Here is a 13,317-nt window from a genome sequence, read left to right on the forward strand (position 1 = left end):
CCGTAAGTTACTCGCGGGTTAGTTGGCACTTGGTGACACGCTCCTTACCGACACCCCGAGCGGGGGAAACGCGCCATCTTCTGGTAGCACTTCAGCGCGAGCACCACGGCGAACAGCGCCTCGGGGGCGCTGGTGCGCTCGCGCGCCCACCCGATCTCGTCGGCGTTGGGAGTGAAGGACACGTGCAGCATCCGCGCAGAGGTCAACCTCTTGAACTGCGGGTAGGCCGTGCGCTCGATCGAGGTCACCGGTAGTCCTCTTCCGGCCAGGGGGTCATCGAACGTCGAACACGGTAGTGCGGTCGAAGAGGACACCTCCGACGCTTCACCAAATCGCAACCGAAAGGGCGCAGAACGTCACGTCTCAGCGGAGGGTGAGGTCGCTGGCCAGGCCGTTGCCCCTTTCTGGCTTATCTTGTCCGCCCCCCCTACTGGCCGGGGCGGGGTGCGCGCAGGGGGCGCAGCCGCCCGGCACCGATCTCGGGCGCGAGGTTGAAGTTGTAGCGGCCCAACAAGTTCAGGTGCTCGCTGCCCAGGGGGCTGAGGCGGGCGATGTCAGCGGCGTGCACGCGGGTGCCCTCGGCGCGGATCTGGGCGATGGCGCGGCCGATGTAGACGGTGTTCCACAAGATGACGACGTTGACCATGAAGCCGAGCGCGCCGAGCTGATCCTCCATGCCCTCGCGGTAGCGCTGGCGTAGCTCGCCCTTGTGGCCGTGGAAGATCTTGCGGGCCAGGGTGTGGCGGGATTCTTGGCGGTTGAGTTGGGTGTTGACCCGGCGTCTGAGGAGTTCGTCGTCGAAGTAGGAGGCCAGGTAGATCGATCGGTCCAGGCGTCCCAGTTCCATCAGGGCCCGGCCGATCGGGGTGGGGGTGCCGCCTCCGGCCAGGTAGCGGAACAGTTCGCTGGCTTTGACCGCCCCCGAGCGCAGGGAGGCGGCCACTCTCAGCATCTCGTCCCAGGAGTCGGTGATCAGGCCGGTGTTGATCCGGGTGCGGGTGAGGTTGTTGAGCGGGCCGTAGTCGGCCGCGGGGTCGGTGCGGTACAGCGTCGCCGATCCGGCGTCGGCCAGGCGGGGGGAGAACTGCCAGCCCATGAGACGGAAGATACCGAAGGCGATCTCGGAGGCCCCGGCGGTGTCGGAGGTGATCTCGGTGGGGCGCAGCGAGGTCTCCTGCTCCAGCAGCCCTTCGAGGATGTAGTACCAGTCCTTGGGGGTGCCGGGGATGACGATGCCGTGGAAGCCGGTGAACTGGTCGCAGGTGAAGTTGTAGTAGGTCACCCCGCGGGCACCTTTGCCCTTGCCGAAGTACTTGGTGTTGGGTCCGGCGTTGATGGTCTTGACCGGGACGATGAAGCGCAGCCCGTCGGCGGAGGCCAGCTCGCCGCCGCCCCAGGCGGCCACGATGTCCAAACGTGAGTGGTAGTCGACCAGGTCGGCGTTGGCCGGGGTGAGGGTGGCCTCGCGGATGTAGTTCTGCTCGGTCCAGAACAGCCGGTCCAGGGACAGGGCCTGGCTGGCCTCGGAGACCATCGGGCGCATGCCGACGTTCATGGCCTGGGCGCACAGCACGGCGGCGATGGAGGTGATCATGTCCTCTTTGCGGGAGGGTGTCTGGCCGCCCACGTGGGTGAACCGGTCCAGGCACCCGGTCCAGGAGTGGACCTCCAGCAGCACTTCGGGGAAGTCCACGACGGGGACGCGGGCGGCCACATCGGCGCGCAGCGCGGTCAGTGAGGCGGGCTCGTCCAGGGCATCCAGGGCGGACAGTACGAGGTGGTCGCGGCCCTCGCGCTGCTCGATGCGCACCGAGGGGTTGGCCGCAAGGCCGTCGGCGAGCTGGCGGTAGGCGCCGTCCAGCCGATCGGCCCACCGGTGAAGGTCCACCCCGGGTGCGGGTGACAGGCCCAGGTCGCGGCACAGGCCGTCCCGGGCGCCCTCCCACGCGGGTCCGGCCAGAAGCCCGGCGGTGGGGTCGCCCCACTTGCCCAGGCCGGGCACGAACACCTCGTGGCGGCGCAGCGACTCGCGCAGCCGTTCGGCGGCGGCGACGGTGTAGGCGTCGGGGTCGAACTCACCGGCGTTGGGCCCGGTGGTGGGGAAGACGCGGCGCCGCCAGGCGGGGGTGAGGAAGGTGGTGGGCACGATCTTTGGGTCGACGCGGGTGCGGCGTTGGGGCAGGGTCCGTACGAAGTCCAGGGCGTCGATCACGTCGGCGCCGGCGGGGCTCTCGCCGCAGGCGAAGTCCAGGGTGCGCAGCAGCTTGGGCAGGAAGCGGCGGATGGTGGCGGCGCGCTCCATCAGTTCGGCTTGGGCGTCCTCGTCGGGCTCGCGGGCCAGGTCGCCGACGGTGGTGGCGGCGTTGTCCACGCGTGCGGTGTCCATGCAGGCCACGATCGCTCGCACGTCGCTGTCGGGGTCGTGGAAGGAGTCGACGACCTTGAGCCAGGCCTCGCGCAGCACCAGGGCGGCGGCGTCCAGGTCCTTGATGGAGCGCATACGGGCCCGGTTGGCGCGGTGGGCGGCGGTACGGATCAGATCGCCGATGAGCAGGTCGAACACCTCCACGGCCTCGTCGGCTGCGGTGGGTTCCAGGGTGGCGGCGAAGGCGACCAGGGTCGCCATCTTGCGGTCGTTGGCGAGCTGGGCGACAGCTTGGGCGCGGGCGGCCTTGGCGAAGCGCGCCAGGGCCACGATCCGTCCCGGGGGAACCGAGGACAGGTCCCAGGCGGAGGCGCCCAGGGAGCGGATGGCGGCGTAGCGGTCCAGGGCTTTGACGACGCCCTTGCCGCTGATGTCGGTGGGGCTTTTTCGGTAGCGGTCCAGCTGGGAGACGCGCCCGCCTTCGGCCACGTTGACCAGGGCCTGAAGGGTTGTGCGCTGTTCAGGGGTGGGGGCGGCGGACAGGAGCTTGAACTGGCGCAGGGCCACGCGCTCGCGCACCCCAGCGATGAGCCGTTCCAGGGTGCTCACGCCGGGCAGCAGGATCTTGGCCTCGACCAGGCGGTTGGTGGCCAGGTCGAACAGCACGCTGGGGCGCTCGTTGCCCGACCAGGAGCGCCGGTAGGCCCAGATGCCCAGCGACAGCCACTGATGCGGGTCGAAGAGGGTGTAGCCGTAGCGTTCGCGGATCAGCTTCTGGTGGTCCCAGCGGCCCTTCTTCTCCCCGTACCCCTTGAGGTCGTCGGCGGCCAGGCCGAGTTGTTCGGCGACAAAGTCGACGACGGCGGCGGGCACCTGGGTGGGGTCGTCCAGGAACGTGCCCAAAAAGCGCACGGTGGTCAGTTGCAGGGCCAGACCGAGCTGGTTGCGCGGACCGTAGGCGCTCATCGCTAGGCGGCGCGCGTCGGCATCCAGGTGGAAGAAGGCGCCCAGTTGGGACTCATCGGGAACGGTGTTGAAGCGGCCGTAGCGCTCGCGCTGGGCGGTGGTGAGGAAGTTGACCGGCATGAGGGGGTGCTTTCCGTGGAGGGGGCCACTGCCCTGGGGCGGTGGGCGGAGGTGGCACGGGGATCGTCCCAGGGGCAAGCCCATCGGGTGGTCGATTCGGCGCGATCGCCCAGATACCGGCGAGGAACCCGGTGGGCTGGTCCTACAGTGCAAAGGCGCCGCCTTCGATGAGGATGACGATGCCGAGGACGATGAGGACAGCGGGGAGCAGAACGTGGCCCCAGCGGCTGAGCGCGCGGGCGATGGGGGCGCGGGTGGCCAGGAACCTGCCGACCGCGCACAGCACACCGACCAGGAGCAGGAAGACCGCCGTGTAGACGGCGAGGCCGGTGTGGTCGGCGGTGATGAAGACGGGGACGTAGACGCCGATGTTGTCGCCGCCGTTGGCGAAGGTGACGGTGGCGACGGTGAGCAGGGCCGGACCGTTGTTGCTACCGGGGGCGTCATCGTCGTCATCGCCGCGCCACAGCTTCCAGGCCGCTCGCAGGCCCAGAAACAGGGGGAGCAGCCCGAAGTAGGCGCGCACCGCCTCGGGCAGGAAACCCGCGCCGAAGGTGGCGGCCAGCGTGGCGGCCAGGATCGCTGTGAAGCCCAGGTACTGCCCGGCTACGATCTTCGCGGTGGTCCCGCGCTGCCCGGCGCCTTGGGCAAAGAACAGCGCGAGCACCACGATGTCGTCGATGTTGGTGACGGTGAACAGGCCGACGGCCTGGGCGATGATGATCAGGTCCACGGGGCGGGGTCCTTGCCGGACGGTTCCGGCGCGCCGTGGCGGGCGGCGGTGAGCACGATGAGCACCGCGCCGACGACGATGAAGGTGTCGGCGAGGTTGAAGGTGGGCCACCAACCGGTGTGCAGGTAGTCGGTGACCACGCCGTCCAGTCCGCGGTCGATGAGGTTGGCCAGCGCCCCGCCCAACACCCCGGCCAGGCCGATGCGGCCCAGGAACGGGGCGGTGGAAGCGGTGCGCCAGGTGTAGGCGGCCACGGCGGCGGTGATGAGTCCGGTGAGGGCCACGATGATCCAGGCGGGCAGGGTCGCCCCCAGGCTGAAGGCGACGCCGGGATTGTAGGCCAGGCGCAACTCCAGCAGTCCCAGGAGGTGCGGGCCGGATTCGCCGGTCAGCCTCTGTTCGGCCAAGGCCTTCAGGGCCAGGTCGGTGGCGGTGAGCGCGGACGCGGCGGCCAGCACGCCCCACCGGGGGAGCGTGCCGGCCGCGGCCGGTGTCGTCGGCCTCACGCCTGGGCCTCCGCGCGCTCGCGCGGTGCGGCGATGGCGCCGGGGGCCAGCCCCAGCTTGCGGGTGCGTCCGGCGCGGATGCCGTTGCCGATGACCACGACCTCGGCCACCTCGTGTACCAGCACGACCGCGGCCAGACCCAGGACGCCGAACAGCGCCAGGGGCATCAGGCCGGTGATGATGGCCAGCGACAGTCCCACGCTCTGCCACATGATCGCTCGGGAGCGGCGGGCGTGCGCCAGGACCTGGGGCAGGTGGCGCAGGTCCTCGCCCATCAAGGCGACGTCGGCCGTCTCGATGGCCACGTCGGTGCCCATCGCCCCCATGGCGATGCCCAGGTCGGCGGTGGCCAGGGCGGGTGCGTCGTTGACCCCGTCGCCCACCATCGCCACGGGACCATGCGTGCGGAGCTCGCCCACGAGGCGGGACTTGTCCTCGGGGCGCAGGTCGGCGTGCACGTCGCCGGGGTCGATACCGGCCTGGGCGGCCAGGGCGGCGGCGGTGGCCGGGTTGTCGCCGGTGAGCATCACCACCCGGTAGCCTGCACCGCGCAGGGAGGACACGACCTCACCTGCTTCGGGGCGCAACTCGTCGCGCACCGCGATGGCGCCGATCACGGTGCCGGAGTCCTCGACCAGGACGGCGGTGGCCCCGGCGTGCTGCATCCGCTCCACGTCCCGGGCCAGGGGGCCGACCTCGATCCAGCCCGGGCGGCCCAGCCGCACGGTGCGCCCGCCCAGGGTGCCGGTGAGCCCGGCACCGGTGATGGCCTCCACGCCCTCAGCGCGCTCCGGTACGGGGGCGGCGGCCAAGATGGCGCGGGCCAGGGGGTGTTCGCTGCGCTCCTCCAGCGCGGCGGCCACCGCCAGCACCTGCTCGGTGGTGTGGTCGGGGGCGGGAGCGGTCTCGATGACGGCGGGGCGGTTGCGGGTCAGGGTACCGGTCTTGTCCAAAGCAACGGTCCTGACCCGCCCCATCGCTTCGAGGGCGGCTCCGCCCTTGACCAGGGTGCCGTGCTTGGAGGCGGCACCGATCGCGGCCACGACGGTGACGGGCACGGAGATGGCCAGTGCGCACGGCGAGGCCGCCACCAGCACGACCAGGGACCGTTCGATCCAGGTCAGCGGGTCACCGAACAGCGACCCCAGGGCGGCGATGAGCACGGCGGCGATCATCACCCCGGGCACCAGCGGTTTGGCGATCTTGTCCGCCAGGCGCTGTCCGGCGCCCTTGCGGGACTGCTCGGCCTCCACGATGGACACGATGCGGGCCAGGGAGTTGTCGGCCGCGGTGGTGGTCACGGTGACCTCCAGCACGCCGGTGCCGTTGATGGAACCGGCGAACACCTCGTCCCCGGGGGCCGCTTCGACGGGGACGGATTCGCCGGTGATGGCGGAGGTGTCCAGGCTGGTGTGCCCGGAGGCGATGACACCGTCGGTGGCCACGCGCTCCCCGGGGCGCACCACCAGGGTGTCGCCCACGGCCAGGTCGGCCGGGTCCACGGTATGCTCCACGCCGTCGCGCAGCACCCGGGCCTGGTCGGGGACCAGGTCCAGCAGGGCGCGCAGGCCGCGCCGGGTGCGGGCCACGGAGTACTCCTCCAGGCCTTCGGCGATGGTGTAGAGCACGGCCAGCATCGCGGCCTCGCCCACCTCGCCCAGGAGCACGGCGCCGATGGCGGCGATGGTCATCAGGGTGCCCACGCCGATCTTGCCCTGGGCCAGGCGGCGCACGGTGCCGGGAACGAACGTCCAGGCGGCCACCGCAAGCGCAACGGTCTTGAGCACCAGTCCCACCAGGTCGGGGGCGCCGGCCCAGCCCGAGGCGTACCCGGCGCCCAGGAGCAGGGCGGCCACGGCGGCGAAGCGGATCTCGCTCACCTGCCACAGCGTCTCGGGCTCGTGCTCTTCGGCTTCTTCGCCGGTGCGGGACTCTTCGCCGTCGCATGCGCAGGCGTCACTCACCGCGCACCCCCGTCATCGTCGTGGTCTGGTTGTCGGTTCCGTAGGTGGGGCACAGCACGACCGCTCGGCCGGTCGCGGCCAGCAGGACCTCGGCCGAGGCCAGCAGGTCCAGTAGTTCGGGGCGGGTCAGGGAGTAGAACACCTGCCGCCCCTCGGCGCGCCCGTCGACCAGGTTGCAGTCGCGCAGGCACGCCACGTGCTTGGAGACCGTGGACTGCGCCAGCCCCAGTTGGGCCACCAGGTCGGCGACCCGCGCCTCGCCTTGGGCCAGGCGGCGCACGATGGCCAACCGTGTGCCGTCGGAGAGGCTGTGGAAGAGGGCTTCGGCCGCGCTCAGGGTCGTACTCGTTGTGGACGGACACTCATCCGTGCTATTCATCGTCATGAAACGATCATATCCCATTTCGGCGATTATGGAAGGTGTGGGCATGCTCATGAACCGCGTGGAGTCGGCGCTGATCGACTCCGGCCCCCGGCGACTGCTCCAGCGCTACGAGGCCAACCTGCTCATCAAACTGGGCGGACGCACCCCCGGGGCCCGCGTCGCCGAACTGGGCTGCGGGCCCGGCTACGGCACCGGGCTCATCCTGGACACCTTCGGTGCCGCGTCCGTGGACGCCGTGGACCTGGACCCCAAGATGCTCGCCAGAGCACGGCGCCGCCTTCAGCGCCACGGCGAGCGCGTCTACCTGGCCCGAGGGTCGGCCACCGATCTGGCCAGCGCTTTCGGGCCCATCGGCGGCGGGAAGGACGCCTCCTACGACGCGGTGTTCGACTTCGCGATCATCCACCACATCCCCAACTGGCGCGATGCCCTGGCCGAGGTCGCCCGCGTCCTCACACCCGGCGGCCGGTTCTTCTTCGACGAGGTCACCGCCACCGCCCTGGCCCGCCCCACCTACCAGGTGCTGTTCGACCACCCCAGCGCCGACCGGTTCAGCGCGGGCGAGTTCCTCGCCGAACTGCCCCGCCACGGCCTGCACATCGGCGAGAACTGGCGCACCCGCATCGGCGGCGACTACCTCCTGGGCGTCGCCACCCGCACCTGAACCCCATCCACCCCACCTGAACGGAGACCCCCGTGGCACTGGCCGCTCTCACCCTCTACCTACTTGGCCTGGCCCTGGCCTTCGGTGTGCGCGCCCTGGCCGCGTGGCGGCGCACCGGTGACACCGGGTTCCGCCGCCCGGACACCACCGCCTTCACCGCCCCCTGGTGGGGAAGTGTGCTCTTCGTCGGCGCGCTCGTCCTAGGGCTGGCCGCACCGGCGACCGGGATGTTCGACCTGGCCACGGCCGCCCCGCCGCCGAGTGTGGGAGTCTCCGGGTTGGTCCTGATGCTGTTCGGCCTGGTCTTGGTGCTCGTCTCCCAGGCCGCGATGGGGGCCTCCTGGCGCATCGGCGTGGACGAGGACGAGCGCACCGAGCTGGTCACCCGCGGCGTCTTCGCGCTCGTGCGCAACCCGGTCTTCACCGGCATGGGCGTGCTGCTGGCCGGGCAGGTGCTCGCCGTGTCCTCGGTGCTGTCGATGGTGGCCCTGGCGGTCTTCACCGCCGCCGTGCAGGTGCAGGTCCGCGCCATCGAGGAGCCCTACCTTCTGCGCACCCACGGCACCACCTACACCGGTTATGCCGCGCGCGTCGGCCGTTTCCTGCCCGGAATCGGCCGTCTCACCGACCACGGCACCACGAAGGGATCCCGGTGAGCGGCTGCTGCGCCCCCAGCGATCAGGAGCCCACACCAGAGGAGGAGCGCGTCGGCCGTATCGCGCTGACCGTCATCCCCACCATCAGCGTCGCGACCCTGGTGGTCGTCGGTACCCTCCTGCTGTCCTAGAACGCGCACGGGGTATCGTGCGGTGCGCCGTGCTCTCACCGGTCGACGGTGAGCGCATCCAGAGCGGCGGCCTTGTCGGCTTCGGTGGGCAGGGCGTAACGCCGGGTGGTGTTGATGTCGCTATGGCCCATCAGCTCGGCGACCGTCACCAGGTCCACCGGCTCCTTGGACAGGTCGCCGCCACCGCGCACCAGATCCGTACCGAAGGTGTGACGCAACACGTGCGGGCCGAACGCCTCGCCGTCGTCAGCCGGTCCGATCCCGGCCATCGCACCGAGCTCACACACCACCGTGTTCGCGGCCCGCGTAGACAGCGCCTGGCCGTCGCGGTTGCGGATGAGCGGCCCGGCGGCGGGTCGGCCGAGGTCGTCCAGGAGGCGCTCCAGAGAGGAGCGCGCCTCTGCGTGCAACGGGACGGCGCGGTCCTTGCCGCCGAACCTGCCCTTGCCGCGCACCCGCACACTGCCCCGACGCGCGGACAGACGCAGGTCGGCCACGTCCAGGGCGACGATCTCGGCGATGCGCAGGCCCGCGTAGTAGGCCAGGTGGCAGATGGCCCGGTCCCGGGGTGAGGCGTCGCGGGCCACGGTGCGCAGGAACCGCAGCTTGGCGCGGGCGTCCAGGGCCCACGGGGCGGTGGGGCGGTGGGGCGGGGCAGGTGTTCGCGCACCACTGCCGGGCGTCCGGAACCGCGCAGGGCGAAGAAGGCGTCGATGGTGGCGAGCCGGTTGTTGATGGTGGCCGCCGCCAGGTGGGTGCCCCGGGCGGTGCGGGTGTTCTTCAGCGTGCGGCGGTAGTCGCGCACCGCCCAGTCCCGCGCGTCCGGGTCGGTGAGGGGGTCTCCGTCCAGGGCACCGGCCTGGCGGGCCTGGGCAAGCCAGTCCAGGAAGTGGGCGGAGTTGCGCCGGTACTTGTCGCGGGTCGCCTCTCCCAGGTCGGTGGAGGCGGCCAGCTTGGCGACGAACCCCTGGTGCTCGTCCGCCAGGTCGTCGGGGAGGTCGAGGGTTCGGCGCGGTCGGCCAGCGCGTGTGTTTCCAGAAGTGGAAAACGAGGGCTGTTCCCCGACAGGGGGTGTGTTTCCAGAAGTCACCTGGTCAGTCTACTTCCGGGAATACCGATTTCCAGAAGTAGGACGCTCGACATGATGGCCTGCGAGGTGTCAACAGATGTGACAGTTACCGGGACTCACCGTTCCGTTCCTACTCGGACCCCGAGAAGGCCGAGGGAACGCTGTCCCGATAGCCCCGGAAACCCCCGGTTGGGCGAAGTCGGCACGGGAAGCCACCAAAGAAGCTACGTTGGGGAGTCATTTATTTTCGTAGAGTGATGGAAGTGGGGCTTCCGCATGCCCGACCAGACCCGACTCCCCGGCCCGGAACTGCGCGGCCTCAGTGCTCCCCCAGTCCTGCGCCCGCTACGGACCGGTTACCGGATCGCCCGGTGGGACGCACCGTCGGAACTGGCACCCGAATGCCGGGAGCGGCTGCACACCGTCCTACGCGACCTGGCGGCCCGGGCCTTCGGCGCCGACCACTCCGCATACTGGCGCACCCGCGTGGCCTCCGGCTTCTTCGACCAGGTCTCCTCGCTCGCCCTGGTACTGGATCGCGACGGGCAACCCGTCGCCTGGGGCGGTTACCACCGGCGCCGCTTCGCCTCGCGCCGGGCCCTGTACCTGGACGCCGCCGGTGTGGTCCCGTCCCACCGGCGCGCCGGCCTCTCCGCCGCCCTGATGACCCACTTCCTCAGCCGTGAGGTCCTGGCCCACCCCCTGGCCAACACCTACGTGGTGCTGCGCACCCGCCACCCCGCCGTCTACGCCGGATGGCGCAAAGGGTTGGGCCCCGCGCGCGTCTTCCCCCGCCAGGACCGACCCGTTCCGCACCTGGTGCGACGCATCGCCACCGACGCCGCCGGATGGCTCGGCGACGGCCCGCGGCTGGACCCCGAAACCCTGCTCGTGCGCGACGCCTACCGCATGTTCGACGGAGACATCTACGGGGTGGACCCGTGCAGCGGTGACACCGCTCTGGACGCCCGCTTCGCCCGCGATGTGGGTCCCAAAGACGCCATGCTGGTCGTCGCGCGCATGGGCGTGCTCCCCTTGGCCCGTGCCACCCTGGGCCGGATTCTGACCTCCCGCGCACACCGCGCGCCCGCTGCTGGCGGGCGGACCGCCCCGGCGCCGGTCGCCAAGGACCTCACCGCGGACGGATCCGCCACCGAAGCGGTCGGCCTCACCCTAGAGGGACGGCCTTGACCGTGGGCCTGCTGTAGACCAGGCCCCCCATGTCCCGCACCTGGTCCATGACCCCGGCCAGCCGCAGGCTCTCCGCCCAGGTCATGTCCGGGCTCTCCCGGTCACCGGCGGCCAGGCACCGGGCTACCTCCTCGGCCTCGTACTCGTAGCCGTTGGCCCGGAAGGGCCGGTCGAACCGCTCCGGCTCAGCGCCGTCCCGGTGCAGGACGAAGCCGGTGGTGGTCCAGAAGCTCTCGATCTCGATCCTGCCCGCCGAGCCCGCCAGCACGGCCCAGTTGGACAGCGACGAGCGAGAGGCGCAGTTCAGGGTGGCGGTCACGCCGTTCTCCCCGCGTGCAAGCACCGTTGTGCCCGTGTCCACCATCCGGTCCGGGGACAGCTGCCGGGTCGCACCCACCACGGTCAGCTCCCCCAGGTAGTGAGAGGCCAGCGCCAACGGGTACACACCCAGGTCCAGCAGAGCACCGCCGCCGAGATCGGCGTTGAACAGACGGTGGTCGGGGTCGTAGGGGATGTTGATGCCGAACTCGGCCGACACCGAACTCAGCTCCCCGATCGCGCCCTCGGCGACCAGGTCACGGGCCAGCCGGTAGGCGGGCAGGTAGCGCGTCCACATCGCCTCCATCAGGAAGCGGTCGTTGGCGCGGGCGGCCGCCACCATCTCCGACACCTGCAGGGCGTTCATCGCCATAGGCTTCTCAACCAGAACGTGTTTACCCGCGTTGAGCATCAGGAGCGTGTTCGGGTGGTGCCAAGGGTGCGGGGTCGCCACGTACACGACGTCCACGTCGGGGTCGGCCGCCAGCTCCGCGTAGCTGCCGTGCCTACGGGGAATCCCCCAGGCCGAACCGAAATCCTCGGCCCGGTCCCGGGTACGTGAGCCCACCGCCGTGATCCTGGCGGAGGGTACAGCCCGAAGGCCCTCGGCAAAGGAGTGCGCGATACCGCCGGTCCCGAGCACGCCCCAGCGCGGCCCGCCGTTGTGTTGTGTCATAACCGCATCCTAAAAACACGGTCATGTCGGGGTCGAGACGCGGAAGGTCCTCGGTTTGCGCGCGTTGGAACCGTACGGTGGCCGAAGAGGCCACATACGTGAACGGAGGAGGAATGTCGGAGACACTCGCCCGGAGGTTGGGGGTCGAACCCGGGGACCGGCTGCTCGTCCTGAACGCCCCCGAACGCTACCTGCGGTTGTTGGACCCCCCGCTCGACATCCACATCGACCTCGGGCCGATCGAGGGCGCCGACTACGACGACGTGCACTTGTTCGCCCTGGACCGGGGCACCGTCGACCGGGAGGGGCCGCGTGTCCTGGGACTCATGAGCGCCAAGACCAGGTTGTGGGTGTGCTTCCCCCAGCGCGGCGGCACCATCATCACGGACCTGGCCGCGGACAAGGGCTGGGACACCCTCACCGACGCCGGATGGCACAGCACCGCCCAGGTCCGGATCGACTCGGACTGGGCGGCGCTGCGCTTCGAGCGCCCCTGAACCTCCTCAAGCCTGAACCCCAAGACCGCTGGGCCCCTGGCCCGGTGGCCTCAGCGGGTCAGGTCAGCGGCTGTCGATCCGCACCGATCCGCTGGTGGTGTTGGCCTCGATCCGGCTGTCGGCGTCGGCGGAGGTGTCCACGCCGAAGTCGCGTGAGCCCGAGGTCGAGTCGCCGCTGATGTCGTAGGCCTCGTCGGGAACGCGGGCATTGACGCTGCCGCTGGTGGTCTCCACCGCCATCAGGTCGAAGGAAGTGTCGGTGTCGATCTCGATGCTCCCGGAGGTGGTGTCCGCCTCCAGGGTGCTGAACCCGCTGCCAATGGTGGCGTCACCGCTGGTGGTCGAGGTCCGCACCTCTTCGGCCGCGAAGTCGGTCAGGTCGATCGTGCCCGAGGTGGTCGAGGCCTCCAAGAGGTCGCCCTCACCACTGGCCCCGATCGTTCCACTGGTGGCGCCGAGCACGGCCGAGCCCGTCACGTCGGCCAGTTCGATCCCGCCCGAGACCGTGGACACCTCCACGTCCCCGGTCACCTCAGCGACCTCGACGTCACCGCTGGTGGCCTCCACCTCCAGGCCACCCTCGAGGTTGTCCACGGTGATCTCCCCGCTGATCGTCTCCAGCTTCACCTGGGTCCCCTGGGGGACGGTCACGTCGTAGTCCACCGAACACGAGTGGAAGAGCGAGATGCCACCGCACTGAGCCTCGACGCCCAGGCTCCCCTCCCGTTCGGTGATGTCCTCGTCCGGTTCCGACAGCGGGCTGCCCCGGAGATCGCGCTCCAGGAGGACGTCGTCCCCCTCACCTCCCCGCAGTGTGACCTCACCGCCGGTCAGGTTGGCCAGCTCGAACGAGTCCGCGCCCTCGAAGCTGTCCTCCTGGGCCGACTGGCTGACCGAGACGTTGCCCAGGACGGATACGGCCGTCACCACCACCAGGATCAGCACGAGAACGCCGCCCAGGAACATCCAGGGGCCCAGGCGGAAACGGCGCGGCTCCTTGCTCGATGAGGCGTACAGGCCTCGTGCCTGGAAAGTCATGATTCTTCCTTTCTTGGAAGGCGGGGCCCTCCTTCTGA

13 protein-coding genes and 1 pseudogene are annotated in these 13,317 nt (G+C 70.5%); 5 read left to right on the top strand and 9 right to left on the bottom strand.

Annotation, left to right across the window (positions count from 1 at the left end; all coding sequences use genetic code 11):
* Positions 1–53: 53 nt before the first annotated feature.
* The 6 genes and pseudogenes from ACYVDG_RS14230 to ACYVDG_RS14255 all read right to left on the bottom strand — a co-directional run.
* Positions 54–248: pseudogene (locus tag ACYVDG_RS14230) on the bottom strand (DUF4158 domain-containing protein); the annotation flags it as partial.
* Positions 249–427: 179 nt separating this feature from the next.
* The gene (locus tag ACYVDG_RS14235) at positions 428–3,451 is read right to left on the bottom strand and encodes a Tn3 family transposase (protein WP_358508404.1); all 3,024 of its coding nucleotides are present in this window, start codon (positions 3,449–3,451) and stop codon (positions 428–430) included.
* 142 nt (positions 3,452–3,593) lie between these two features.
* Positions 3,594–4,184 carry a cadmium resistance transporter gene (locus tag ACYVDG_RS14240; protein ID WP_358508406.1) on the bottom strand — a complete coding sequence of 197 codons (591 nt, stop codon included), beginning with the start codon at positions 4,182–4,184 and terminating at the stop codon, positions 3,594–3,596.
* The gene (lspA, locus tag ACYVDG_RS14245) at positions 4,175–4,690 is read right to left on the bottom strand and encodes a signal peptidase II (protein ID WP_358508408.1); all 516 of its coding nucleotides are present in this window, start codon (positions 4,688–4,690) and stop codon (positions 4,175–4,177) included. Before lspA ends, ACYVDG_RS14240 begins: the two co-directional genes overlap by 10 nt.
* Positions 4,687–6,654 carry a heavy metal translocating P-type ATPase gene (locus ACYVDG_RS14250; protein ID WP_358508410.1) on the bottom strand — a complete coding sequence of 656 codons (1,968 nt, stop codon included), beginning with the start codon at positions 6,652–6,654 and terminating at the stop codon, positions 4,687–4,689. Before ACYVDG_RS14250 ends, lspA begins: the two co-directional genes overlap by 4 nt.
* On the bottom strand, positions 6,647–7,039 hold the full coding sequence (locus tag ACYVDG_RS14255; RefSeq protein ID WP_358508412.1) for an ArsR/SmtB family transcription factor: 393 nt from the start codon (positions 7,037–7,039) through the stop codon (positions 6,647–6,649). Before ACYVDG_RS14255 ends, ACYVDG_RS14250 begins: the two co-directional genes overlap by 8 nt.
* Before the next feature lie 43 nt (positions 7,040–7,082).
* On the opposite strand from ACYVDG_RS14255, the gene ACYVDG_RS14260 reads away from it, so the two are divergent.
* Genes ACYVDG_RS14260 through ACYVDG_RS14270 form a run of 3 tightly spaced genes read left to right on the top strand, consistent with a single transcriptional unit; the run spans position 7,083 to position 8,490 of the window.
* Positions 7,083–7,703, top strand: a complete 621-nt coding sequence (locus ACYVDG_RS14260; protein WP_358508414.1) for a class I SAM-dependent methyltransferase — start codon at positions 7,083–7,085, stop codon at positions 7,701–7,703.
* Positions 7,704–7,735: 32 nt separating this feature from the next.
* Positions 7,736–8,359 (top strand): methyltransferase family protein, encoded by a 624-nt coding sequence (locus ACYVDG_RS14265; RefSeq protein ID WP_358508416.1) that lies wholly within the window; start codon positions 7,736–7,738, stop codon positions 8,357–8,359.
* Entirely contained in the window at positions 8,356–8,490 is a 135-nt protein-coding gene (locus tag ACYVDG_RS14270; protein WP_358508418.1) for a hypothetical protein, read from the top strand. The genes ACYVDG_RS14265 and ACYVDG_RS14270 overlap by 4 nt, the downstream gene beginning before the upstream one ends.
* A gap of 35 nt (positions 8,491–8,525) precedes the next feature.
* Here ACYVDG_RS14270 and ACYVDG_RS14275 read toward each other — a convergent pair whose 3' ends face one another.
* The gene (locus ACYVDG_RS14275) at positions 8,526–9,077 is read right to left on the bottom strand and encodes a tyrosine-type recombinase/integrase (RefSeq protein WP_358508420.1); all 552 of its coding nucleotides are present in this window, start codon (positions 9,075–9,077) and stop codon (positions 8,526–8,528) included.
* Between the two features lie 758 nt (positions 9,078–9,835).
* Between ACYVDG_RS14275 and ACYVDG_RS14280 the strand changes: the two genes are divergently transcribed.
* On the top strand, positions 9,836–10,750 hold the full coding sequence (locus tag ACYVDG_RS14280; protein ID WP_460751250.1) for a GNAT family N-acetyltransferase: 915 nt from the start codon (positions 9,836–9,838) through the stop codon (positions 10,748–10,750).
* On the opposite strand, the gene ACYVDG_RS14285 is transcribed toward ACYVDG_RS14280, so the two are convergent.
* Positions 10,728–11,744 (bottom strand): Gfo/Idh/MocA family protein, encoded by a 1,017-nt coding sequence (locus ACYVDG_RS14285; protein WP_460751254.1) that lies wholly within the window; start codon positions 11,742–11,744, stop codon positions 10,728–10,730. The two genes, ACYVDG_RS14280 and ACYVDG_RS14285, sit on opposite strands and share 23 nt — an antisense overlap.
* Positions 11,745–11,857: 113 nt before the next feature.
* Between ACYVDG_RS14285 and ACYVDG_RS14290 the strand changes: the two genes are divergently transcribed.
* Positions 11,858–12,241 carry a hypothetical protein gene (locus ACYVDG_RS14290; protein ID WP_460751257.1) on the top strand — a complete coding sequence of 128 codons (384 nt, stop codon included), beginning with the start codon at positions 11,858–11,860 and terminating at the stop codon, positions 12,239–12,241.
* A 63-nt stretch (positions 12,242–12,304) separates the two neighbouring features.
* Here ACYVDG_RS14290 and ACYVDG_RS14295 read toward each other — a convergent pair whose 3' ends face one another.
* Positions 12,305–13,279, bottom strand: a complete 975-nt coding sequence (locus tag ACYVDG_RS14295) for a DUF4097 family beta strand repeat-containing protein (RefSeq protein WP_460751260.1) — start codon at positions 13,277–13,279, stop codon at positions 12,305–12,307.
* Positions 13,280–13,317 lie beyond the last annotated feature (38 nt).

It is taken from the genome of Nocardiopsis oceani (assembly GCF_054777395.1).